Source organism: Micromonospora sp. LOL_025 (assembly GCF_048060285.1).
Classification (GTDB): domain Bacteria; phylum Actinomycetota; class Actinomycetes; order Mycobacteriales; family Micromonosporaceae; genus Micromonospora.
In genome coordinates, this window is sequence record NZ_JBHMIR010000010.1 from 72,008 (window position 1) to 95,368 (window position 23,361).

Genomic DNA, 23,361 nt, shown 5'->3' on the forward strand with positions numbered 1-23,361 from the left:
TCAGTTGTTTACCTGGTCCATTCGGCGACGCAGGCTCAGCGGTCGCATGTCGGTCCATACCTCATCGATGTGGTTGAGGCACTGCTCCCGGGTACCGATAGTTCCCTCGGCCCGCCAGCCGGCCGGCACATCTCTTCCGTCAAGCCAGATCGAATACTGCTCCTCGTCATTCAGAACAACCTGGTATAGCTCGTCAGTCATCGATCAACCGCCTCTCTTGTCCATCAGCAAGCCCGTCCCATCATGGCAATGCCTGGTATCGTTGAGCTTTCGCGCCGCTTTCACGAGCCAACGGTCACAGTGTCATCGGCGCCGCACCCGATGAAGCGCGGGTCAGAGCAGGCGAAACATACCCGCTGCATCACTCTCGCGCCGACTGCGGTTGACGTTGTGTTGACTCCACGTCACCGCACGCAGTAAGATGCATTCACCGACGTCGTTTTGTCGCGCAATCCCATGATTCTGACTAAGCCCGCGCGGCCGGACGCCATCTGCATCTGCACCACGGGGGAACACGCATGAGAAAGCCGCAAATGCTGTGGCACAACCTTGATGACCGCCTATTCCCGCCTCAAAGGAGAGGCGCAGAAAGGTTGACAAATGATCAGGACAAGCATCCGGAGGAACTGAACGAGGAGGTACGCTTCCAACTTCTCGGTCCGCTTGAGATTGCTGGATCGGCAGGTCCTGTTCTGCTCACCTCCGCACGACAACGCACGGTACTGGCCATGCTTCTGATCGACGCACCCTGCCCGGTCTCCGTGGAGAGACTGGTCGAGGCGGTATGGGGGTACGATCCGCCGAGCACAGCGAGGAACCAGATTCAGATCTGCGTTTCCCGGCTCCGGCAGACCTTCCGCCAGAACGGGCCTTCCGACCTCATCGAGACCACCGCGTCGGGTTACCTGCTCCGCACCCCTGAATCGTCGCTCGACATCGACGTGTTCCGGAAGCTCACGGAAGCAGCCCGCCGCGCGGAACGCTCCGGGCAAGTGGCGGACTCCGTCCGCCACATGCGACGCGCGCTGACACTGTGGCGCGGGGAAGCCCTTTCGGGCATCGGCGGAAGCCTCATCCGTTCAATCGCCGCCCAACTCGAGGAAAGCCGCCTGGCGCTGATCGACGAACTCGTCAGCACGGAACACCAGATTGGCTGCTACGGCGATTCGATAGAACAGTTGGCTCAACTGGTCCAGGCCTACCCACTGCGGGAACGACTGTGGGCCCATTTCATGACTGCGTTACATCGGATGGGCCGGCGAGCCGACGCCCTATTGGCATACAAGGCAGCACGTGATGTTCTCGTAGCCGAGGTAGGAATCGAGCCCGGAGAAGAACTCCGGCGAGTGCACGGTCTCATTCTCGTCGACAGCTGACGGAACGGCCGCCAACGTCCATCCGGTTCGATCTACTCAACCGGGCGCTTCCGTGCGGCCCCCCTCTGACCTTTCTGCGCTTGAGGAGGCAGTCATGTCGAACTCGCTGTTCCCTGTCCTGATCGAGGCTGACGGCGAGCCTGATATCGTTGCGGCGGTAAAGGCTCGACGCGCCAAGCTTCGCCAACAACTCGTCCACCGGGGTGCCTTGCTGTTCCGCGGTTTCGACGTTGGCGGCGTCGACGGGTTCGACTCCGTCGTACGGGCGCTCGCGGGCCCTCCACTGACCTACTCCGAGCGGTCGTCCCCGCGCAGCACGATCAAGGGGCAGGTCTACACGTCCACGGACTATCCACCCTCCGAGGAGATATTCCTCCACAACGAGAACTCGTATCAGGCAGCGTGGCCCAGATTGCTTTTCTTCTACTGCCTTCAGCCGGCCGAAAACCTCGGAGCCACGCCACTGGCCGACACTCGGGCGATACATGATGCCATTAATCCGGACGTCAGGGACGAATTCAGGCGGCGGCGATGGATGGTGGTGCGCAACTTCCACGAGAGCTTCGGGCAGAGTTGGCGGCAGGTGTTCAACACCGACGATCGCGCCGCTGTCGAGGAGTACTGCCGCAGTCGCGGCATCGAACTGGAATGGCGCGGCGACGGACTGCGGACGCGGGCCGTCCGGGACGCGGTGCACACGCACCCGGATTCTGGTGAGGCCGTATGGTTCAACCACGCGACGTTCTTCCACGTGACCACGCTGGCGGCCGAAGTTCAGTCGGGGCTTCGCGCCATCTTCAGCGACGAGGACCTGCCCACCAACACCTACTTCGGGGACGGCGCCGCGATCCCGGACGAAACGCTCGACCATCTACGTTCGTGCTACCGGTCGGCCTCCACCCGTTTCGACTATGAGCGAAACGACGTGTTGGTGGTGGACAACATGTTGGCTGCGCACGGCCGGGAGCCGTTCACCGGCCCTCGTCGGGTTGCCGTGGCGATGGCCGAGCCCTCGGCCTGACGCCGGCGCACCTTGCCTGTTCACACCCCGAGGTGCCCGCGACGAGTCGAAGGGCCGGCACCCGACCACGGCTTGAGAAAGGATCGAACCATCGTGGCCGATCCTGCCCGACCACGTGCAGGAGAATCGTTCGAGGAGCTTGACGGTTCCGGGGCGGCTGATCTCCGTCAACTTGAGAACCGATTACTGCACTTGCTGGCCAACACCCATCCGCTCCGAATGGGCACCGCGCTGCGCCGGGCGGAAGCCGAGGCACTACCGAGATATCCGCCCGACCAGGTCGCGGCCGCCCTGCGCCGGGCCATCGACACCACGCTGGAACGCTACGAGACGGGTTGGTGAGGGCCGCACGGCGCCTGTCGACCGCGCCCTCTCACCCTGAACAGGACGCGGCACCCTATCTGAAATGCGGAAACGCGCCGCTCGGTTGGGATCAGACCGGCGCGTCCGCGAGCGATGGCAGCGCTCGGGGGTGTGGGCGCGATTTCTCACCGCCTTACAGGCCAGGGCGGACGCGGCCGGTTTGGTCTGCTGGGAGGTCAACGTCGACTCGACGATCTGCCGGGCTCCTCAGCACGCCGCCGGCGCCCGACGCGACGGCGACGCGCAACGGGAGCCAGCCGGTGGTGTGGTGTCTGAGCCTGCCAGTCACGGACTCGGCCGGTCCCGGAGCGGCCTGACCACGAAGATCCACCTGGCGTGTGAGCAGGGCCAGAAGCCGCTGTCGATCCTGGTCACCGCCGGGCAGCGCGGGACTCGCCGCAGTTCGTGCCGGTGCTGCGGGGTATCCGGGTGCCCCGCTGCGACCAGGCCGAGCGCGGCAGCGGCCGGTTCGGATGCGCGGCGACAAGGCGTACTCGTCGCGGGCCAATCGCGAGTATCTGCGCCGCCAATGGATCAAGGCCACCACCGCCGAGCCCGCCGACCAGGCCCGCAACCGTAAGAAGCGCGGCGCCGCCGGTGGCAGGCCACCGGTGTTCGGCGTCGAGGAATACAAGGCCCGTCACGTTGTGGAGTACGGCATCAACCGGCTCAGACGCCGCCGAGGCGTGGCCATCCGCTACGACAACTCGCCGTTCGCTCGAAGTCGCCGTGCACGTCGCCGCGATCAACGAGTGGCTCTGACCACCGAGCATCAGCTCATGCGAAGCCGGGCCGGCTGAGCAGCAGAGCAGGGAGACACCGGATGGCCGCAGACTACTACTACGCCGACACCGAGAACGGCGACCACATCGACGACCCCTCCGAAGACGCCCTGTTCATGCCTCATCGACGAGCTGAACCACGCTGACAACACCTTCGTCACGATCAACCCTGCCGACGACGACCCGGCCTGGTACGCCTCGATCTCACTACTCGACGACGACACCCACCAAGTCGAACGCCACGACGCCCACCAGCACATCCACGACCTCACCATCGAGACCGACCCCGGCCACATCGCCAAAGACCTCACCATCTGGCTAGCCGGCCGCCACTACCCCCACCGACCAGCCTGAACCTCAGTCCGTACTTCTGAAACAGGTCCTAGGTCCCACGGCCGGACGGGGCGCGACGAGCGGCGGATCTCGCCGTGTCCGACCGGGTTTCCGGACTCCGGAGAGGGTCTTGTCCCCCGTGCGAGCTACCTGCGAGTGTCCACCGCACGGGGACGATTGTGGCGGCGGAACTCCATAGGTTTCTTTGTGTCCGCGGCGCTCCGGTCGCGGTCTGCGAAGGAGTCGTCATGCGCTTCGTCAAACAGCTACTCGCCGTCGCCGCCGTCGCCCTCGTCGGCGGGCAGAGCGTCGCCGCCGTCGAGGGCAGTTTCCTCCTCACCTTGGTGATCGGCGCTGTGACGGTGGTGCTGGGCGTGGTCGTCTACCGGTGGGTCGTGCGGCGCACCGAGCGCCGTGAGCCGACCGAGCTCGGCCAGGAAGGTTGGGGCGGGAAGCTGGGCCGCGGGACGCTCATCGGCTTCGCCATGTTCGCGGCCGTCATCGCCAACATCGCGTTCCTCGGCGGTTACCACGTCGAGGGCTGGGGTTCGCCGACGGGAACCCTGGGTCTGCTCGGGCTCATGGCGGTCGCCGCGGTCACCGAGGAGCTGCTGTTCCGGGGGGTGCTGTTCCGCATCATCGAGGAGCGTACGGGCACCTGGATCGCTCTCGCCCTGACCGGCGTGGTGTTCGGCGCGATCCACCTGGTGAACCCGGACGCCACCCTGTGGGGGGCGACCGCCATCGCCATCGAGGCCGGGTTCATGCTGGCCGCCTGTTACGCCGCCACCCGGAACCTGTGGGTCCCGATCGGCCTGCACTTCGGCTGGAATTTCGCCGCCGGCGGCATCTTCAGCGTCGTGGTCTCGGGCAACGGCGAGTCGAAAGGGCTGCTCGAGGCCTCGACGTCGGGGCCGGTCGCGCTCAGCGGCGGCGCTTTCGGGCCGGAGGGCAGCCTGTACGCGGTGCTGGCCGGCGTGGTGCTGACCGTGGTGTTCCTGTGGCTGGCCAAGCGCCGCGGGCACATCGTCCCGCGCCGCCACCGCACGGCGCAGGCCCCGGCAACCGCTACAGTCACCCGGTGATCGAGCTCCGGAGGCTCCCGGATCTGTGGCGGCAGTGGCCGATCACGGTCCGGGATCTCCCGTTCGCCCTGGCTCTCGCCCTCGCGGCGGTGGTCCCGGCTCTGGAGCGGCAGGGTACGCAGCTCGGCGACCTCCCGGACCGCCCGTACGACGCGCTGACCGTCGGTGTCGTCGCCCTGGAGTGCCTGCCGCTGGCCGTACGCCGTCGGTGGCCGGCCGTCTGCCTCGCGCTGGTGTCGCTCGGCTTCGCGATCGACCAGCTCCGCGGCTACCACACCATCGCGGGTACGGGACTGGCCATCGCCCTCATCAGCGCCGGCGCCCACCTGGAGCGGCGCCGCCGGGTCGTCGCGGGTCTCGCCTCGGCGGCGTACGTGCCCCTGGCGATCTGCCTCGACCGGCTCGGATCGGATGAGGGCGTCGCGGGGTTCATCACCTTCTACCTGTTGCTGGCGCTCGCGTGGGGCATCGGGGCGTGGCTGCGCCAGAACCGGGCCGCCGAGGCGGAACGCCGCCGCCATGTCGAGGAGGCGACCCGTACCGCGGAGCGCACGCGCATCGCCCGGGAGCTGCACGACGTCGTCACCCACCACGTGACGGCGATGGTCGTGCAGGCCGAGGCGGCGCGCTACCTGACGGGCGCCCCGGACAAGCTGGACCATGCCTTGACCGCGATCACCGGCACGGGCCGCCGGGCCGTCGGCGACCTGCGGCAGCTGCTCGACCTGCTCAACCCGGATCACGGCACAGGCGATCCGCGTACGCCGTCCGTCGGCGGCCTGGACGCTCTCGTCGGTCACTCCCGGCAGGCCGGGCAGCCGGTCGAGTTCGTCCGGGAGGGCACGTCGGTGGCGACCACCGGCAGCGCCGAGGAGGCGGCGTACCGGGTGGTGCAGGAGGCGCTGACGAACGCGCTGAAGTACGCGCACGGCAGCCGGACCAGGGTTCGCGTTCACCACGGGGAAGGGGAGACGACCGTGGAGATCAGCACCGACGGCTCCGGATCCGGCAGCGCGTCCCCGGGCGGCAGCGGGCGCGGTCTCGCCGGGCTCCGCGAGCGGGTCACCGCCCTCGGTGGCGACTTCAGCGCGGGCGCGCAGGCCGGGGGCGGCTTCCTCGTGCGGGCCCGGATCCCGGCTGGAAACCCGTCGTGACCGCACCGGTCCGGGTGCTGGTCTGCGACGACCAGGAGCTGATCCGCGCCGGATTCGCGACGATCGTCGACGCCCAGCCCGACATGGAGATCGTCGGCGAGTGCGGCGACGGGCGCGTGGCGGTCGACCTGGCCGTCCGGCTCCGGCCGGACGTGGTGGTGATGGACATCCGGATGCCGGTGCTCGACGGCATCGAGGCGACCCGCCTGCTGGCCGGCGTCGGGGTTCCCCAGCCGGTGAAGGTCCTCGTGGTGACGACGTTCAACCTCGACGAGTACGTCTACGAGGCACTGCGTGCCGGCGCCAGCGGCTTCCTGCTCAAGGACGCCCCACCGGCGCAGCTGCTCCACGGCATCCGCACGGTGGCGACGGGCGCCGCGCTGCTGGCCCCGGAGGTGACCCGGCAGCTGGTGGGCAGGTACGCGGCCCGCATCCGCCCGGCCGAGGGCGACCCGAACGGCGGCGCGCTGACCCCGCGCGAGATGGAGGTGCTCCGGCTCATCGCGGAGGGCCTGTCCAACAGCGAGATCGCCGCGGCCCTGGTGATCAGCCAGGAGACGGTCAAGACGTACGTGTCCCGCATCCTCACGAAGCTCGACCTGCGCGACCGGGTGCAGGCCGTGGTGTACGCGTACCGCCGGGGCCTGGTGACCTGAGGCGGCCCGCTACTCCTCGCGGTGTTCGTGCACACCACGACGCCGGGCATGGCGGGGCCCGGTTGCTGTCGGCGCTGACACGCTGGAGGCGTGGCTTCGATAGCACCCGGGTGTTGAGGTGGCCTGCCGGGACCGTTCCGGCGCCTGTGCCGAAGCCGTCCGCCGGGCTGATCACCGAAGCCGTGACCTCGACGCGATCGGGCTCGGCGAGTACGAACGGGGTTCTCGGCGGGCCGGTCCACCGGGCGACCCCACCCACCGGTGTGCCGGCCATGATCCCGGCACCAAACACAGCGGGAGGTGCTACGAGCCCGGCTCCGACGCTGGTCAGGAAGTCTGCCCGGTCGGTGGAGGCGTCACGGAATGCCGGGTGGTACTCGCGCGGCAGCGATTCCCACCCGGCTGGCTGCGTCGATCCCAGGAGTTACGGTGATCGCAGGGGCGCGAGCTGCACGGTCCACGTGCGGGCTGTCCCGACGGCCGCAATGGCCCGGCAGAGGAGGTCGCAGCCCAACTGTGGGCTTCCTTCTGCGAAGCCGCGGTTGATGAAGCTGATCGCTCTCGGGTGGTCACCCGCTTCAAGCGCATCCTCCAACCCGGTGGCCAAGACTGCGGCGAGCGCGGCGTGGAAACTGCTTGCCCCTCTTTCGCGGAGGGTCTTGGCGGGCTCGCGCAGCGGTGACGGAGCGACCGCGGGCGGGGCTAATACGAAAGTCAATGTCCTTCTCCTGTGCTGTCGGTGGTGTTGCTCGTTTGAGCCAGTCTGATTGACGCCCACCTGCCGCAGCCGTGTTGCAACGGCGCCGTCGTGCCACGGCGCTGGGGGGCGATTCACGGGTTACTGACAGCGAAGTAGCGGCTGATGACCCGGGCAGGATCTCTGTCGGGATGTGAGTCGTTGTGCCTGGGCGGACTTTTCCTGAAGGGCCGCCTGCTGGAGATGAGCAGCCACTGGACGACAGCCACGCCGACGGTCATGACGGTTCGCCTCACGGCGTCGCTGGTCGTCGCCGGTAACGGACGCAGCGTTGTCCGTCAGCACACTGAGATGTCGATGTCGATCGGATGGTCTGCCAACGCTCGGCCCTCACAGCTGGAGGTTGTCCTCTGGACACTGCCGAGACCTGGGCAGGGCGCCCGGTAGGCGCTGGCCCGCCAACGATGTTGACGAACTGATCCACCACCCACTCTACGCGCACGACACGCAGCGGTGCCGCTGCCAGCCTAGGGAACTGACTCCAGCGATTGAATGTGGCTCCCTCTCGGCGAGGATCGACACCACCTCGTCTCGTCCATGTCACGCTCGCCCGGGTGGTCCATCGTTCGGCTTCGCCTGTTGTCGGCGACCTGCGACCTACAGCAGTAGTTGAACGGTGGCACCTGTGGCTGCACGAGTCGACTGAGGAGCCCGCGACCGCCACTGCACCTGGCATCCCACTCGACTAGCCTCTATCAGATGGCAACTACGGTGCTACGCGTCCGGCTCATCGGCGGCGACCGCATGGACATCACGTACGACAGACCGGATGTTTCCGACGAGGACGAGCTTGTGGACCACGTGATCTCGACACTGGCGCAGGATTCGGGAGTGCTGCGCACCAAGCACGGTGATCGGCTCGTCCTCCTCTACGGCCGAGGCGTCGCAGCGATCGAAGTTGCGCCTCGCGGTGCGGTGCTGTGACGGAGCCCGCAGGCATGGGGCTGGCGGCGGGCGACGAATTCTGTGCTAGCCTGACCCAGTTGCAGTTTTGATTTCCGTGGACGTTTCGGCGCCTGATGGGTCATCTAAACCCCATCCAGGCGCTTTTTCGTTTTCGTGTCGTTCCCGGCGCGGGTGATCAACGCGGTGGCGCGCGAGTCCGCACAGTGCGGTCTCCAACAGCCTGCGAAGGAGCAGACATGGCTACTGGCACAGTGAAGTGGTTCAACGGCGACAAGGGCTTTGGCTTCATCAGCCAGGACGGCGGCGGTGCCGACGTTTTCGCCCATTTCTCGGCGATCTCGGCGAGCGGCTTCCGCAGCCTCGAGGAGAACCAGCGGGTGGAGTTCGACATCACCCAGGGCCCGAAGGGCCCGCAGGCGTCGGATATCCGCCCTCTCTGATCCACGCTTCGCCACGGCGGCCCGACTGGTTCAGCGGGCCGCCGTTCGGCGTTTTATCCATCATCATTCGTTCAGGCTCGTTCTTGCGACGTCCCGTGGCCTGCGGCCCACGCCACGCCACCGCGATCGTGCACTCCATCCTCGTCCTTCAACACCTCGAGAACCGGTACACGGCAGTTGAGAAGGGCTCACTAGACCGGGACGAAGGTGGCGGCCAACACCCGCCAGTTGCCGTCCTGACGCACCCAAAGTCGGGTGTAGCGCAACCGCGCGGACATAGCGGCACCGCCCTGAACGGCATCCACCGCGGCGACCATGCGGGTCACCCCGGTCTGACCGTCTTCCTGGACGTCGAGCGACTCCTCCACCAAGCTGGTGATTCGCAGTGCACCGGAGCGGTAGCTCTCCAAGTCGTCTTCCTTCGTAAAGACCGTGCCGTCCGGTCCGGCACCCACGACCTGCGGGTGCAGTAGCGCGTCGAGGGACTCGACGTCGGCGGCGCGCTGGGCGGCTTGGAGTTGCCGTTCCGCGGTGAGGAGATCCATCCACCGATCCTCCGCAGCGCGCCGCAACAAAGACAAGCGGGTTCGCTCGCGGCAGAACGGCGACGTCAGCCCGGTAGGGCGTTCACGGCACAACCGAACCTCGGCACGACCCTGGTCGGCCCCACTGACAGGGTCTTCTGCCTTGCTCCGCGGCGCGGAATCATCGGTCCTGTCGAACCTGGACATATGGGTGCCACGGGCGGCGACTCCAGCGCGAGCCTGCGCGCGTTGTCCGCGGCAGTTGAAACCGCCAGGGTCCTACCGGAGCCTCCCCGGCGGGTTCAGCCGCGACCGGCACTCGGTTGCCGGCGCTCCGCGTTGCGGGACGCGGCAAGGCCGTAAGCCCTTCCTGTGCTGCTGCAACCAGGTCCGGAAATTCGGGTCCTGCCCGCCTGCCTCGTCCGCGATGACCCACCTCGCCGGCAGGCCGGCGGTGATGGCGCGTTCGTCGTCGCCGTGCTCGTCACCGCCCTCGGCGTCCGCCGTGGCTCCGCCGCGACCGCGGCACCCTCCCCCGCGTCCGTTCCGACCGCGGCCTGAGGCAGCTCGTCGACGGTCCGAGCCGACGAGCTACATCGACTGGAAGGGCGTGAAGAGACGGACCCCGCTGCCGTCCAGCTTCGCTCTGAGCTCCGCGCTCGGCTCACCGAGGAGTTCGCCGGAGACGGAGCCCGTCGCAAGGATCGCCTGCATCAGGTCAGCGACATGCGCCGTGTGCTCGATGAGCGCCTCGGAGTCCCGGTACCGCTCGAGGACGATGCACTCGGACTGGTCGTCGTTGAAGTAGATGTCGTATTGCAGCGTTCCGGTGTCCTTGGTCCGCACGATCTCCACGCATCGAGCGGACAGGCGCTTGAACTCCTCGAGCTTGCCCTCGTGAAACGTGAACCGGGCGACCCCCTGAAGTTCGCTCACTGCCGCGGCCCCCGGGCTCCTGCGGTCCGTCCCCTCGGTCATGGTGGTACTCCTTCTTCGTCGCGCGGCCCGTTCCGGGCGCTGGTATCCCTGGGACGGAGCCGGCGCCACATTCTCGACACCCTGAAGGGCGGCCCTTTGACACCCTCGGCGGATGTCAGGAACGGAAAGGCCGCTGGCGGTCGCCGTCTGTGGGTCGCAGCCGACGGATCACCACGAGCCGCACGGCGATCGAGGCGGCGGCCGCCGCGTTGAGGACGATCCAGAGGGTCCCGACCGCCGGGTGCCAGGGCCTGAGATGGTCCTCGACCAGGTCCCGGGCGTCCGGGTCGCCGCTCCAGTTGTAGGTCACCGGACTGAACCGGTATTCGAACCAGGCCATGCCGGTGACGAGAACCGCTCCGATGATCGCGCGGACGAGCGTGCCGGCCCGGCCCTCGCGCACCTGCCGATCCGTCGGCAGCAGCACCGAGATCAGTAGCAGATTGAGGAAAGCGAAGAGGCCGGTCATGCTCAGCCCGCCGCTGCGGTAGTTGGAGACGGCGTGCCGCAGGGTCGCGTCGCCGGGCGGGAGGGCGCCGTTGGCGGCGTAGGCGGCGCTGGCCACGCCGGTCCACCACAGCAGCGGACCGATCAGCACCATCGAGACCAGTAGTATCGATCGCCCGTTGGCCATCGCGGGAGTCTACGGCCTCTCGGCGCCAGCCGTGCCCGCCAACCGCAGGCCGTCGGCTCGCCGGCGCCCGGCCGCCGTCCTCCCCCGATGCGTACGGCCAACTGCTCACCCGACCGCCGCCGCATTCGGTCGTGACCGGCGTCAGGCCGGGGGATGTTGTTGGCCCCTCCCAGGTGGGACGGTTCCCCGGGCTTCGATGGATCGCGACGGCGCGGATGCTGGGCTTCTCGGCGGCATCCGGTGCCGCGCAGTCGGTGCACGAGCAAGGAGACGTCTGATGCGTGGAGTGATCATGCACACCGTCCGGTGACGTCCGGGTGCAGGAGCGTGACGATCCCAGGATCATCGAGCCTACGGACGCGATCGTCCGGTCGACCGCGACGTGCATCTGCGGGTCGGACCTGTGGCCCTACCGGGGCGTCGAGCCTGCCGACCACCAGGTGATGGGGCACGGGTACGTCGGCGTCATCGAGGAGATCGACTCCGACGTGAAGACCCTCAAGGTTGGCGACTTCGTCGCCGGACCCGGGCGGACCTCGTCGCCGGTATCGACAGCAGGTGCCGCAGCCCCACAGCGGCGACCGGCCGGTCGGGCCGGCCACCCGGGTGACCGCCGTGGGAACCGGACGGGGCGTCTCCGGCGTCGGCCGTGCGGCCTGCGTCGCCCACGGCTGCCGCCGCTGATCGTCGCGCCCGAAGCAACAGGGGCTCCCGGCCGGAGCCGCTGCCCAGCGAACCCCGTCAGGAGTTCTTCTCGGTCTCGGCCAGGGACCGCAGCGCCGGCCGGAGCCGGATCTGCTGGACCGCCCGGTCGTACCCCGCGAGCATCAGGAACGCGTCGTCGCCGGTGCCGAGCTGGCACATCGACCGGATCCACCCCGTCGAGTCGAGCAACATGCCGATCACCGAGCCGGTGCCCAGCGAGCCCCGGCGCGCCGTCCTCGCCGGGTCCCACAGCGTGACGCCGACGCCGTCCCCAGCGGCGGCCAGGAGCACCTCGCCGTCCATCTCCACGGCGCAGAGCGCGTACCGGGGGGCCCCGTCGTCGTAGGAGCCGAGGCTCTCACCCGTGGCCGGGTCCCACAGGACCACGGTGCCGTCGCCGGCGGCCGAGGCGAGCCGGACCGCGCCGTCGACGGTGACCGCGCAGAGGGCGTTGACGCCGCCCCGCTGGACGCCCAGTTGACCGACGAGTCGCAGCCGCACCGGGTCCCACAGCCGGACGACGCCGTCCGCGTAACCGGCCGCGAGCAGGAGCTGACCGCCCACCGACAGGGTGCACAGCGCCCGGACGGACGGGCGCACCTCACGGCCGACGGCCCGGAGCTGGCGGCCGGTCTCGGGCTCCCAGAACCGTATCCCCCGGTCGTCCCCGCCGGAAGCGAGCAGGACGGTGTCGCCGGCCGGCACGGGGCACAGGGCGTTCACCGACCCCCGGTGGCCGGCGAGGGCGTGCACCGCCGCACCGGTCGCGGGGTCCCACAGGTGCACGGCCTCGCCGTAGCCGGCGGAGGCGAGCAGCACGCGCTGCGGGGTCTCGACCACGCAGACCGCCCGCACCAGGCCGGGCGTGAGGCGGTCGAGGTACGGCAGGATGCGGTCCGGGATCGGGCTCGGCAGCAGACCCGCCAGCTCGACCAGCACGCCGGCGGAGCCCATCACCCGCAGCTGCCTGCCGGCGCGCGGGTCGCCGACCCCGACGAGGTGGCCGATCCCGCCGTACGCGACCTGGAGGCCGCCGTCCACGGGCACCGACGTCACGCTGGCGTGCCACGGCCTGGTCCACGCCAGAGCCGTGCCCATGACCAGCGTGCCGCCCGCGACCAGGCCGCCCAGCAGCGCGCCCGGCCACCGCTGCGCCGACTGCACGCCCGGCACCAGCTCGACGGCGGCGAGGTACCAGAGCAGCGGCACCGCGAACCGTGCCGCGAGCCGCGCCACGCCGAGGACGTCCGGCGGGAACGGCTCCGCCCGCAGGGCGCGTCCGCCGCCGCGCAGCAGGGACACGAGCAGCACCAGCGCCATGACGATCCCCCCGATGACCGCCGCCAGGCCGGGGCCGTCGGTGAGCGACGTCAGCAGGGCGAAGGCGACGACGGTGGCGAGGAGGCCACTGATCCACGGCGGCACGTGCGTCAGGACGAGGCGGAGCAGCCGCAGGGTCGCCGCCGCTCCGACGGAGGTGACCAGCGCGACCGCCGCCAGCGGCCAGAACCCGTCAACCCGCAGGGCGTCCGGATCGGCCCATCGCACCGCGGACAGCGCCAGCAGTGTCACGACGACCGGCAGTACGAGTCTCCCCATGCGATGACCTCACAGCCCAGGCGCCCGACCGAGCCAGGCATCGACGATGGTCGAGTGACGTGTGTCCGATTGTGACAGCGGGTCGCCACCTGCCGGCCGTGGTCCGGCCCCGGGGTGGCCCACGCGTCGGCGGGCCCCGACGATCGGGTCGGCCGGGAGCTGGGGTGGCGTTCGCGGACGGGCTGACGGGCTGGCGCGATCCGTCGTCAGACGCGCGGGATGACGACCTTGGCGACCTGCTCGGCGTCGGCCAGGTTCTGCGCCTCGGAGCCACCGCGGGAGTAGACGTCGATCTGCACGGCGCCGTGCAGGACGTAGAGGTGCCCGGAGTGCCAGTACGCCTTTTCGCCGACCCCGTCCACCGGCCTGGCAGCGGCGACGGTGACGTCGAAGTCCGCGGCGGTGGTGCGGCTCAGGAAGATCGTGAGCTGGCCGTGGTCCTGCTGCCATTGGCAGAAGCGGGTGACGTCGCCGGCATCGCCGCCGTCCTCGTCGTTCCGGGTAACCTCGCGGCCGGTCAGGTCGACCACCTCGGTTCCGGTGAGCAGGGTGCAGGGGTCGGGGATGCCGCCGGCGCCCCGCACCGCACCCGGGCCGCCGTCCGCCGTCCCGCCCGGCGTCGGGGAGGCGGCCCCGGCGGGCGGTGCGAGCGTGGCGTCCGCGGTCGGTGGGTCGCCGGCGGTGGTGGATCCGGTGCGGTCGCAGCCCGCGGTGAGGCAGACGGCGACGAGGGCGGCCAGGGTGGCGGAGCGGTGCTTCACGACGTCTCCTCGCAGAGGTACGGGATGGGGGTCAGTTGGTGCCGAGGCCCTTGTCGAGCACCTTGGCCGAGGCGGTGACGGTCGCGGACCGCACGGGCCCGCCGCCGACGGTGTAGAGCGCGTAGGTGTGCGTTTCGGTGCTGCCGACGTCGCCGGTGCAGGAGAAGAGGAACTCCTGCGAGCCTTCGAGATCCACCGGGCCGTACGTGCCGGGCGTGTTCGTCGGATCGTCCACGGACAGGGCCCCGCCGGTGGCGCCGGTGATCTTCCACTCGATGACCAGGGGCACGGGGTCGGCGCGGAAGACGGCGGTGCCCTCGGCGCACTTCGGCTGCCGGGCGACGCGCAGGTAGACGATTCGCGGGCCGGCGACCTGGGTGGTGGCCGGGTGCGACGGCTTCGCCGTGGCCGGTTTCTCGCCGGCGGGCTTCGTGGTGGCCGGGCCCGTCGTCGCCGGTCCCGCGCTGGCGGGCGGCGTCGGTCCTGGCGAATACGCCGTGTCGGGCGTCGCGGCGGTGGACGGGCTCGCTGGAGCCGCCGCGTCGGCGTCGCTGTCCCGAGTGGTCGGCCCGGTCGCCGCGCACCCCGACATCGTCGCGGCAATGAGCAGGGAGATGGCCGCTGGCCTGGTAGATCGGATCACGTCGGGAAGGATGGACGGCGGCGCCAAAGAAAGCCCAAAGGCCGTCCGGTTCAGCCGGCGAGCAGCGCCGCCACCGCCTCCGCCAGCGTCGTCGCGTTCGCCTCCCGGTAGGCGCGCGCCACCTCCGCCGGCCCGAGCCGGGCCCGGGCCTCGGCCTCCGCCCGGTCGCGGTCGGCGATCTCGTCCGGGGTGAAACTCGGGGCGCCCAACGCGGAGCGTTCCCGCTCGGCGAGCGCGAGCAGCCGCAACCCGCCCGCCGCGTCACCGTCGAGGACGTCGAGCTGCGCCAGCCCCTCGACGGCGTCCAACTGTCCCTCGGCGATGCCCAGCTCGGTGTAGATCGCCAGGGCCTCCCGCATCGCCGATCGCGCGGGAGTGGGCCGGCCACGGCGCCGGTCGATGGTCGACAGGTTCGTCAGCGCGGCCGCCTCGCCGCGCCGGTCGTTGAGGACGCGGAACCCCGCCAGCGCGCGGTGGAACAGCTCCTCCGCCTCGTCGAGGCGGCCGACGCAGCGCAGCGTGCCCGCGGTGTTGTTGGACGCCGCCGCGACCATCCGGGCGTCGGACTCGTCCTCGGCGATCCGCAGCGCCTCGTAGCCGAACGCGAGCGAGGCCGGGTAGTCCTCCTGCGCCTGGGCGGTGATGAGCAGATTGTTCAGCGCCGCGACCATGCCGGTCCGGTCGCCGAGCTCGCGGAACGTGCTCAGGCCCTGCTCGCCCAGCCGGCGGGCCGCCGGCAGGTCACCGGAGTTGCGGGCCAGCGCCGCGGCGGCGCGCAACGCCCGGGCGCGCAGGGCGGACGGTGCCGGCGGGGCGGCGGCCAGGGCGCGGTCGAGCCAGGCCCGGCCCTCGGCCATCCGTCCGGCGACCCACCAGTACCACCACATCGCCGCGGCGATCCCCAGTCCCTTCGCGGGGTCGCCGTCGCGCAGCGTCCAGTCGAGCGCCGCCACGATCGTGTCGTGGTCGGCGCCGATGCCGGCCAGCCACTCGGTGTGCGCCGGGCCGTCCAGCGGCGGCGGCGACGCGAGCCGACGCTCCCAGACGGCGACCAACCGGCCGTACGCCTCGGCGCGCTCGGTCGGGTCGAGTCGTTCGCGGGCGTACTCGCGGATGGTCTCGATCAGGCGGTAGCGGCCCTGCCCGAACTCCACCATGGACCGGTCGACCAGCTGGGTCAACGGGTCGAGCGGATCCCCGCCGGCCACCTCGGCCGCGCTCGCGAGGTCGAAGCCGCCGGCGAACACGCCGAGCCGCCGCAGCAGTTTCTGCTGCGGCTCGTCGAGCAGGTCGTAGCCCCAGTCGATGGCCGCTCGCATGGTCCGGTGCCGCGGCACCGGCGACGTGCCGGTCAGCAGGTCCAGGCGCCGGTCGAGGCGCGACATGATCTCGGAGAGCGGCACCGCGCGCAGCCGGGCGGCGGCCAGCTCGATGGCGAGCGGCAGTCCGTCGAGCCGGCGGCACAGCTCGGCGGCCACGGCCTGCTCGGCCGGCGCCAGTCCGGCGCCACCCCGCGCCGCGGCCACCCGGTCGGCGAACAGCCGCATCGCGTCCGCGCGGGGATCGGTCGCACCGGGGGGCGGCGTGGCGAGCCCGCCCAGCGTGAGGATCACCTCCCCGCTGAGGCCGAGCTGCTCCCGGCTGGTCGCCACGAGCCGCAGGCCGGGGCAGGCGGCGAGCAGCGCGTGGGCGAGTGCCGCCGCGTCCGCCCGGACGTGCTCGCAGTTGTCCAGCACCACCAGGACCCGGCCGGTCAGCTGCCGGACGACCGTGTCGCGCACCGCCACGCCGGGCTCCTCGCGGATGCCGGCCGCCGCGGCGAGCCGGGCGTCGAGCGGGCCGTCGCGGTGCTCGGCCAGCTCGACGACGTGCACCGCGTCGTGATCCTCGGCCACCTCGCGAGCCAGCTCCAGGCTGAGCCGGGTCTTGCCGGCGCCGCCCGGTCCGACGACGGTGAGCAGCCGGGCGGCGCCGAGCAGGTCGATCGCCCTGTCCAGCTCGAAGCGGCGGCCGACGAACCGGTTGCGCCGCGCGGGCACGCCGGGCGTCGGCCGGTCGAGGGTGGGGTCACGCCGGCGTACGGCGGCGGCCAGCGCGTCGAGTTCCGGGCCGGGGCGGGCACCCAGCTCGCCGAGGGCGGCGGTGACATCGTCGTACGCGGTCAGCGCGTCGCCGGCCCGGCCGGACCGGTACAGCGCGAGCATCAGTTGCCGGACGAGCCCCTCGGCGGTGGACTGTTCGGCGACCCAACCGGCCAGCTCGGTGGCCGCCGCAGCGTGCCGACCTTCCGCCAGTGTCCGCCGCGCCCAGTCGAGCCGGGCCGAGAGCCGCAGCTCGGCGAGCCGGGCGGCCGCCGCTGCCACGGAGGGTCCGGCCCGCACCCCGTCGTACGCGTCGCCACGCCACAGCCCGAGCGCTGCCGTCTGCTCGAACTCGGCGGCGTCGAGGGTGGCGGCGGTCAGGTCGAGCCGGTAGCCGCCGGAGGTGGTGCGCAACCGGTCGCCCACCACCCTGCGAAGCGCCGAGGCGTGCATCTGCAACGTCGCCATGGCCGTCGACGGGACGCCCGCCGGCCACAGCTCGGCCAGCAGTCGCTCGACCGTGACCGGCCGGCCACGCGCGGCGAGCAGCACCGCGAGCAGTGCCCGTGGTTTCGGCGCCAGGGCCGCCTCGCCGTCCGGCGTGCACACCCGCACCGGGCCCAGTACCTCGAACCGCACGCGCACCTCCGCCTCGTGTCTGGCGCAATCCTGGCGGCGCCGGTCAAGCTTCCCGCAGGATCGGCCAGGAGTGAAACCGGCGCCGCCGGCGCCTGGTCAGCAGGCCGTGTCGTGGCGCGATCAGCCAGGCCGTGAGGAAGACGGCGGTGGCGACCAGGACGACGCGCCCCTGCGCGCGGTGGTGCAGGTGGCGGTGATCCGCGCGATGGCCTCCCGCGTCGCGGGCGGGGGCGGGGCGGGGCGGGGCGGGGGCGTCACCACGACGCCTTGCGCACCCCGGGCAGCTCACCGCGCAGGGCCAGCTCGCGGAACCGCACCCGGGACAGTCCGAACCGGGACAGCACGCCGCGCGGGCGGCCGTCGATCTGGTCGCGGGAGCGCAGTCGTACGGGGCTGGAGTCCCGGGGCAGGCGGCTGAGTCGGCGCGCCGCGTCGGCTCGTACGTCCGGGTCGGTGTCCGGGTGGCCGACCGCCCGCTTCAGCTCGCCCCGCGCCTCGGCGTGCCGGGCGACGAGGGTCTCGCGGCGCGCCTGCCGACGGCCGAGGCTCTTGCGGGCCATCAGCGCGCCTCGCGGAACTCGACGTGCCGGCGTACGACCGGGTCGTACTTGCGTAGCACCAGCCGGTCCGGGTCGTTGCGGCGGTTCTTGCGGGTCACGTACGTGTAGCCGGTGCCGGCGGTGCTGCGCAGCCGGACGATCGGGCGTACGTCGGTCTGGCGGGCCATCAGAGCCGCACTCCCCTGCCGCGCAGTTCGGCGACCACGCGCTCGATGCCCTTGCGGTCGACGGTCTTCAGGGCCTTCGCCGTCAGGGTCAGGGCGACCCACCGTCGCTCCGACGGCAGCCAGTAGCGGTGGTCCTGCAGGTTCGGGTTCCAGCGGCGGCGGGTGCGCCGGTGGGAGTGGGACACGGCGTTGCCGAAACTCGGCCGCGCGCCGGTGACGTCACAACGTCTGGACACAGTGATCGCTCCTTGCTCAGGTGACACACAAAACGACAACGGTTTTCATTTCTACATCATCCGACTAGGTGGATCCGCGCCGGGTGGCGGGGGCGGGCCTCGGCGACGGCCGGCACGCGCAGGGGTCACCGACGCCCGGCAGCCAGCGATCGGGCCCGACCCGGGGACGCGACTCGCGCCGGCAGCCGCCGTCTGGCTAGAATGACAATCGTTTTCATTAAGCTGAGAGGAACATGATGACGTCGTCCCCGCAGGCCCCGATCCGCGTCGAGACAGCCGACGCCGGTACCCGCCCGTCGCTGACCGTGCTGTCCGGGTTCTGGCCGGCGGCGACCTTCGCCGTCGCCCGTACGCTGCTCGCCACCGACCCGTCGCTGCTGCTGGTGCGACACGACCTCGCCGGCATCCGCGACGGCGTCGTCCGCCGGGTGGTCCGCACCGGCACCGGCATCGTCGAGGACGAGCGGATCGCCCTGGCGCACGGCTGCGCCTCCTGCACACTGCGGGAGGACGTGCTGCCCACCCTCGTCCGGCTCAGCCGGGACAACCCCGGCCACGACCTGGTGCTGATGCTGCCCGAGGTGGTGGAACCCGAGGCGGTCGCCGCCGCCTGCGCCCACCACCTCGTCGACGGCACACCGGTCACCGACCTCATCCGCGTCGACTCCTACGTCACCGTCCTCGACGCCGAGCACCTGCTCGACGGCCTCGCCAGCACCGACGACCTCGCCACGCTCGGCATCCAGGCCGCCGAGGACGACCACCGCGGTCTCGCCGACGTCGTGGTCCGGCAGATCGAGTACGCCGACACCCTGGTGCTCTGGGGACGGCCCAGGGAGGGTGATTTCGACACCGGCAGGATCGCGGTCCTGCTCCAGCGGATGGCGCCGTGGGCGGCGCACTTCCGGGTCGACGGCGATCTCGTCGACGCCGACGCGCTCACCCGCCAACTGCGCCACACCCACCGGCACCGGCCGGAGACCCCCGGTGTCCTCGCCCGGGGTCTACAGGGCTTCGCGCTGGGCACGCACGAGCCGGAGGCCGACTGCGGCGTGGTTTCCGCCGTCTTCCGCGCCCGCCGCCCGTTCCACCCGCGGCGGCTGCACGACGTCCTGGCGGACGTCAACGCCGACATGATCCGCTCCCGGGGCCACCTCTGGCTGGCCAGCCAACCCGACACGGTCGTGGCCTGGGAGTTCGCCGGCGGCGGCCTGGCGATGGGATCCCTCGGGCACTGGCTGGTGAGCCTGCCCGAGACCGGCTGGGAGCACGTGTGCGACCAGCGCCGGCTCGCCGCCGCCCTCGAGTGGGACCCCTACTACGGCGACCGGCACCAGCACCTGGTCTTCATCGGCCTCGACGTCGATCCCGTCGAGTTGCACCGGGCCCTCGCCGGCTGCCTGCTGACTGACGCCGAACTCGCCGACGGCGAGGAGGTCTGGCGGACCTACCACGACCCGTTCGCCGGTTGCTTCCCCCTCGACGTGGCGGAGCTGACCGACACCAACCTGGACACCGAAGGAGCACGACTCGCGTGAAGCCCGGAATCCACCCCCGGTGCCACCCCGTCGTCTACCGCGACAAGGAAGCCGACTTCGCCTTCCTCACCCGCTCCACCGCGACCAGCGACCAGACGATCGAGTGGACCGACGGGAACACCTACCCCGTCATCGACGTGCAGATCTCGTCAGCCAGCCACCCCTTCTGGACCGGGAGGCAGCGCCTGCTCGACACCGCCGGGCGGGTGGAGAAGTTCCGCCACAAGTACGCCCGGTCACGTGCCACGATACGCATTTGACAATGGATTTCGTTACCGGGAGAGTGATTCGGCGTGACGTCCTCCACGGCCGTCGACCTCGTGGTCGACCCGGATGCCCCTGCCGCCGGCACCCCTCGCCCGTCACTGCGAACGGGTGGGACCGTGGCCGCCCTGCTGGTCCTGCTGGCCGTCTCGCTCGTGGTGGTGATCGGCCTCGGACCGGTCGCCATCCCGCCCGGCGAGACGGCCCGGTACCTCTGGGCCGCGCTCACCGGCGGCCGTATCCACGCCGACGAGGTGACCACGTACCAGATCATCTGGCAGATCCGCACGCCACGGGTGTTGCTCGCGGCGATCGTCGGGGCGGGCCTGTCCGCGGTCGGTGTGGCGATCCAGTCCCTGGTGCGCAACGCCCTGGCCGATCCGTACGTGCTCGGGGTCTCCTCCGGCGCCTCGGTGGGCGCCGTCTCGGTCACGGTCGCCGGCGGACTCGGCGCGCTCGGCATCTACGCGGTCTCCGCCGGCGCCTTCCTCGGCGCGATGGCCGCCGCGGCGCTGGTCTACCTGGCCGCGTACAGCCGCGCCGGCATCACGCCCCTGCGCCTCGTGCTGACCGGCGTGGTCATGTCGTTCGGCTTCCAGGCACTGATGGCGGTGATCATCTACTTCACACCGGACAGCGAGGCGACCGCCACCATGCTGTTCTGGTCCATGGGCAGCTTCGGCGCCGCGACCTGGGGCGGCCTGCCGGTGGCCGCGGCCACCGTCCTCGTCGGAGGGGTCGTCCTGCACCGGCACAGCCGCACCCTCGACGTGCTGACCTTCGGCGACGAGGCGTCCCTCAGCCTGGGCGTCGACACGACCCGGGTACGTCGGCGACTGTTCGTCATCACCTCACTGGTCACCGGTGCGATGGTGGCGGTCAGCGGAGCGGTCGCGTTCGTCGGCCTGGTGTTGCCGCACCTGGTCCGGATCGTGGTCGGCGCCTCGCACCACCGTGTGCTGCTCGTCGCGCCGCTGGCCGGTGCCGTGTTCATGGTCTGGGTCGACCTGGTCTCCCGCACCCTGGTGGCTCCCCGGGAGCTGCCGCTGGGCGTGATCACCGCTCTGGTCGGCGTACCGGTGTTCCTCGCGCTGATGCGCCGCCGTGGCTACCTGTTCGGCGGTCGGTGATGGATCTCCGACTCGACGGCGTCACGGTGAAGATCGACGGGAACGTCATCGTCCAGGACCTGTCGCTCGAGGTGCCGGACGGGCGGATCGTCGGACTGGTCGGACCGAACGGATCCGGCAAGTCGACCGCGTTGCGCTGCGTCTACCGGGCGCTGCGGCCGAGCCGCGGCGTGGTGTGGCTCGGCTCCGACGACCTGTCCACCCTGAAGCTGCGCCGCAGCGCGCGGTCGGTCGCCGCGCTCACCCAGGACGGCGGCACGGACCTCGACTTCACCGTTGCCGAGACGGTGGCTCTCGGTCGTGCCCCGCACCTGCGCGGCAACCAGCCGCTCAGCGAACGGGAGCGGCGCCTGTGCCGATGGGCCATGGCACAGCTCGACGTGCTGCACCTGGCCGACCGCGGAATGCTCGCGCTGTCGGGCGGTGAGCGGCAACGGGTGTTCGTCGCCCGCGCCCTCGTGCAGGAGCCGCAGATCCTGGTGCTCGACGAGCCGACCAACCACCTGGACGTCCGGCACCAGATCGAGCTGCTGTCCCTGTTGCGCGGCGCGGGGCTCACCGTCCTCGTCGTGCTGCACGACCTGAACCTCGCCGCGGCGGCCTGCGACCGGCTCGGCGTGCTGTCCGGAGGCCGGCTCGTCGCCACCGGAACTCCCGCCGAGGTCCTGACCGCCGATCTGATCCGCGAGGTGTTCGGCGTCGTGGTCAGCGTCGTGACGCACCCGCTGACCGGTGATCCACAACTGCTCTATTCCCTGCGCCAAGCACGATCTTCGGAAGGAATCCCCAGATGAACGGAACCGTTTCCCGACGGCGGACGGCAGTCCGTACCGCGTTGGCGTCGTTGACCGCCACGGCGCTGCTCGCCGGTTGTGGTGCCGAGGTCGAACCGAGCGGGAGCGGGGTGCAGAAGGTCACCGTCAACCGGTGCAGCGAACCGGTGGAGTACACCACTCCGCGGCGCGCCGTCGTCTACGAGGGCGGTAGCGCCGACAAGATGTTCGCCCTCGGCCTCACCGAGCACGTCCACGGATACGTGATGCCGCCGGCCAATCCGCCGGTGACCGAGTCCCCGTGGGCCGCCGAGTACGCCAAGGTGAAGTTCCTGAGCGACGACCTGCTCAACCGGGAACTCCTGGTGGAGGCCAAGGCCGACTTCGTGGTCGCCGGTTGGAACTCCGGGCTCAGCGACAAGCGCGGCACCTCCCCGGAGATCCTCGACGGGCTGGGCATCCAGAGCTTCATGCACGCCGAATCCTGCTTCAACTATCCGAACCACCCCGAGCGGCACGCCCCGTTCGACGGCCTCTACACCGACCTGGAGCGACTCGGCCAGATCTTCGGTGTGCAGCAGCGGGCCGCCGCAGTGGTGGCCGACATGAAGCGACGGGTCGAGGCGGTCAAGGCTCAGGCACCGAGCACCCGGACCCCGGTGTTCCTCTACGACTCGGGCACCGACCAGCCGTTCACGGCCGGCCGGCAGGTGCCGCCGAACGACATCATCTCCTTCGCCGGTGGCCGGAACATCTTCGCCGACCTCGACGGCCGTTGGACGCAGGTCGGCTGGGAGGCGGTCGTCCAGGCCCGACCAGAGGTGATCATCATCCTCGACTACCAGGATCAGCCGGCCGAGCAGAAGATCAGGTTCCTCAAGACCTCGCCCAAGACCAAGAACCTGCCGGCGGTGGTCAACGACCGCTTCTTCATCCTCGACTACAACGAGGGCATCAGCAGCCCGCGCAACATCGACGGGCTGGAAAAGTTCGCCGCGTACCTGCGGGACCTGCGGCCCTGACCGTGGATCCCGATCGACTACCCGCGGTCATCGATCCCGGAATCCCGGCCGGTGTGTCGTCAACCGACGGGGTGGGATTGAAGATCGCCGTATGGCAGTCAGCAGGATCGTTCCGGACCTGAAGGGCATGTCGCTGGAGGCGGCCAAGGTCTTTGACACGCAGGTCCTCGGGCTGCAGCGGCTCCCGTCGTCCCGTTCAACGCGTACCGCAACGGAAGCGCGCCCGCCTGAGAG

25 protein-coding genes and 1 pseudogene are annotated in these 23,361 nt (G+C 70.6%); 15 read left to right on the plus strand and 11 right to left on the minus strand.

What is annotated here, in order from left to right; translation table 11 throughout:
• Window positions 1–201, minus strand: coding sequence for an MbtH family protein (locus ACFHW0_RS15520; RefSeq protein ID WP_416608239.1), 201 nt, complete (start codon window positions 199–201; stop codon window positions 1–3).
• A 317-nt stretch (window positions 202–518) separates the two neighbouring features.
• Between ACFHW0_RS15520 and ACFHW0_RS15525 the strand changes: the two genes are divergently transcribed.
• From ACFHW0_RS15525 to ACFHW0_RS15565, 9 genes are all read left to right on the plus strand, one after another.
• Window positions 519–1,376: an AfsR/SARP family transcriptional regulator gene (locus ACFHW0_RS15525; protein WP_416608241.1), complete on the plus strand. Its 858-nt coding sequence runs from the start codon at window positions 519–521 to the stop codon at window positions 1,374–1,376.
• A gap of 94 nt (window positions 1,377–1,470) precedes the next feature.
• On the plus strand, window positions 1,471–2,397 hold the full coding sequence (locus ACFHW0_RS15530) for a TauD/TfdA family dioxygenase (protein ID WP_416608243.1): 927 nt from the start codon (window positions 1,471–1,473) through the stop codon (window positions 2,395–2,397).
• A 93-nt stretch (window positions 2,398–2,490) separates the two neighbouring features.
• Window positions 2,491–2,739 carry a hypothetical protein gene (locus ACFHW0_RS15535; protein WP_416608245.1) on the plus strand — a complete coding sequence of 83 codons (249 nt, stop codon included), beginning with the start codon at window positions 2,491–2,493 and terminating at the stop codon, window positions 2,737–2,739.
• Between the two features lie 494 nt (window positions 2,740–3,233).
• On the plus strand, window positions 3,234–3,560 hold the full coding sequence (locus tag ACFHW0_RS15540; protein ID WP_416608247.1) for a hypothetical protein: 327 nt from the start codon (window positions 3,234–3,236) through the stop codon (window positions 3,558–3,560).
• Window positions 3,561–4,123: 563 nt separating this feature from the next.
• The gene (locus tag ACFHW0_RS15545; RefSeq protein WP_416608249.1) at window positions 4,124–4,960 is read left to right on the plus strand and encodes a CPBP family intramembrane glutamic endopeptidase; all 837 of its coding nucleotides are present in this window, start codon (window positions 4,124–4,126) and stop codon (window positions 4,958–4,960) included.
• The gene (locus ACFHW0_RS15550; RefSeq protein WP_416608250.1) at window positions 4,957–6,114 is read left to right on the plus strand and encodes a sensor histidine kinase; all 1,158 of its coding nucleotides are present in this window, start codon (window positions 4,957–4,959) and stop codon (window positions 6,112–6,114) included. Before ACFHW0_RS15545 ends, ACFHW0_RS15550 begins: the two co-directional genes overlap by 4 nt.
• Window positions 6,111–6,770 (plus strand): response regulator, encoded by a 660-nt coding sequence (locus tag ACFHW0_RS15555; protein WP_416608251.1) that lies wholly within the window; start codon window positions 6,111–6,113, stop codon window positions 6,768–6,770. The genes ACFHW0_RS15550 and ACFHW0_RS15555 overlap by 4 nt, the downstream gene beginning before the upstream one ends.
• Window positions 6,771–8,226: 1,456 nt before the next feature.
• A complete protein-coding gene (locus ACFHW0_RS15560) occupies window positions 8,227–8,451 on the plus strand; it encodes a hypothetical protein (RefSeq protein WP_416608253.1) in 225 nt (74 codons plus the stop codon).
• 218 nt (window positions 8,452–8,669) lie between these two features.
• On the plus strand, window positions 8,670–8,873 hold the full coding sequence (locus ACFHW0_RS15565; RefSeq protein WP_212836447.1) for a cold-shock protein: 204 nt from the start codon (window positions 8,670–8,672) through the stop codon (window positions 8,871–8,873).
• A gap of 191 nt (window positions 8,874–9,064) precedes the next feature.
• Here the strand turns inward: ACFHW0_RS15565 and ACFHW0_RS15570 are convergent, their stop codons facing one another.
• The 3 genes from ACFHW0_RS15570 to ACFHW0_RS15580 form a co-directional block, all read right to left on the minus strand.
• Complete coding sequence (locus tag ACFHW0_RS15570; RefSeq protein ID WP_416608256.1) at window positions 9,065–9,418, minus strand: nuclear transport factor 2 family protein; 354 nt, start codon at window positions 9,416–9,418, stop codon at window positions 9,065–9,067.
• Window positions 9,419–9,988: 570 nt separating this feature from the next.
• Window positions 9,989–10,375 carry a putative quinol monooxygenase gene (locus tag ACFHW0_RS15575; protein WP_416608258.1) on the minus strand — a complete coding sequence of 129 codons (387 nt, stop codon included), beginning with the start codon at window positions 10,373–10,375 and terminating at the stop codon, window positions 9,989–9,991.
• A 115-nt stretch (window positions 10,376–10,490) separates the two neighbouring features.
• Entirely contained in the window at window positions 10,491–11,009 is a 519-nt protein-coding gene (locus ACFHW0_RS15580; RefSeq protein ID WP_416608260.1) for a hypothetical protein, read from the minus strand.
• 317 nt (window positions 11,010–11,326) lie between these two features.
• On the opposite strand from ACFHW0_RS15580, the pseudogene ACFHW0_RS15585 reads away from it, so the two are divergent.
• Window positions 11,327–11,518, plus strand: a pseudogene (locus ACFHW0_RS15585) (alcohol dehydrogenase catalytic domain-containing protein); the annotation flags it as partial.
• A 232-nt stretch (window positions 11,519–11,750) separates the two neighbouring features.
• Here the strand turns inward: ACFHW0_RS15585 and ACFHW0_RS15590 are convergent.
• The 7 genes from ACFHW0_RS15590 to rpmB all read right to left on the minus strand — a co-directional run bounded on the left by ACFHW0_RS15590 (window position 11,751) and on the right by rpmB (window position 18,400).
• Window positions 11,751–13,313, minus strand: a complete 1,563-nt coding sequence (locus ACFHW0_RS15590) for a WD40 repeat domain-containing protein (RefSeq protein ID WP_416608261.1) — start codon at window positions 13,311–13,313, stop codon at window positions 11,751–11,753.
• A gap of 206 nt (window positions 13,314–13,519) precedes the next feature.
• A complete protein-coding gene (locus tag ACFHW0_RS15595; protein WP_416608263.1) occupies window positions 13,520–14,074 on the minus strand; it encodes a DUF3558 family protein in 555 nt (184 codons plus the stop codon).
• 31 nt (window positions 14,075–14,105) lie between these two features.
• Entirely contained in the window at window positions 14,106–14,717 is a 612-nt protein-coding gene (locus ACFHW0_RS15600) for a hypothetical protein (protein ID WP_416608265.1), read from the minus strand.
• 50 nt (window positions 14,718–14,767) lie between these two features.
• Window positions 14,768–17,437 (minus strand): BTAD domain-containing putative transcriptional regulator, encoded by a 2,670-nt coding sequence (locus ACFHW0_RS15605; RefSeq protein WP_416608267.1) that lies wholly within the window; start codon window positions 17,435–17,437, stop codon window positions 14,768–14,770.
• Window positions 17,438–17,691: 254 nt separating this feature from the next.
• The gene (rpsN, locus tag ACFHW0_RS15610; protein ID WP_416608269.1) at window positions 17,692–17,997 is read right to left on the minus strand and encodes a 30S ribosomal protein S14; all 306 of its coding nucleotides are present in this window, start codon (window positions 17,995–17,997) and stop codon (window positions 17,692–17,694) included.
• Window positions 17,997–18,164, minus strand: a complete 168-nt coding sequence (rpmG, locus tag ACFHW0_RS15615) for a 50S ribosomal protein L33 (protein ID WP_013287204.1) — start codon at window positions 18,162–18,164, stop codon at window positions 17,997–17,999. Before rpmG ends, rpsN begins: the two co-directional genes overlap by 1 nt.
• Entirely contained in the window at window positions 18,164–18,400 is a 237-nt protein-coding gene (rpmB, locus tag ACFHW0_RS15620) for a 50S ribosomal protein L28 (protein ID WP_416608272.1), read from the minus strand. Before rpmB ends, rpmG begins: the two co-directional genes overlap by 1 nt.
• Window positions 18,401–18,636: 236 nt before the next feature.
• Here rpmB and ACFHW0_RS15625 point away from each other — a divergent pair, with 236 nt between their 5' ends.
• From ACFHW0_RS15625 to ACFHW0_RS15645, 5 genes are read left to right on the plus strand one after another with little or no spacing between them, the layout of a single operon-like run.
• Window positions 18,637–19,938, plus strand: coding sequence for a CobW family GTP-binding protein (locus ACFHW0_RS15625; protein ID WP_416608446.1), 1,302 nt, complete (start codon window positions 18,637–18,639; stop codon window positions 19,936–19,938).
• A complete protein-coding gene (locus ACFHW0_RS15630) occupies window positions 19,935–20,198 on the plus strand; it encodes a type B 50S ribosomal protein L31 (RefSeq protein WP_416608274.1) in 264 nt (87 codons plus the stop codon). The genes ACFHW0_RS15625 and ACFHW0_RS15630 overlap by 4 nt, the downstream gene beginning before the upstream one ends.
• Before the next feature lie 33 nt (window positions 20,199–20,231).
• Window positions 20,232–21,332: a FecCD family ABC transporter permease gene (locus ACFHW0_RS15635; protein WP_416608276.1), complete on the plus strand. Its 1,101-nt coding sequence runs from the start codon at window positions 20,232–20,234 to the stop codon at window positions 21,330–21,332.
• On the plus strand, window positions 21,332–22,126 hold the full coding sequence (locus tag ACFHW0_RS15640; protein WP_416608278.1) for an ABC transporter ATP-binding protein: 795 nt from the start codon (window positions 21,332–21,334) through the stop codon (window positions 22,124–22,126). The genes ACFHW0_RS15635 and ACFHW0_RS15640 overlap by 1 nt, the downstream gene beginning before the upstream one ends.
• Complete coding sequence (locus tag ACFHW0_RS15645) at window positions 22,123–23,127, plus strand: ABC transporter substrate-binding protein (RefSeq protein ID WP_416608280.1); 1,005 nt, start codon at window positions 22,123–22,125, stop codon at window positions 23,125–23,127. Before ACFHW0_RS15640 ends, ACFHW0_RS15645 begins: the two co-directional genes overlap by 4 nt.
• Window positions 23,128–23,361 lie beyond the last annotated feature (234 nt).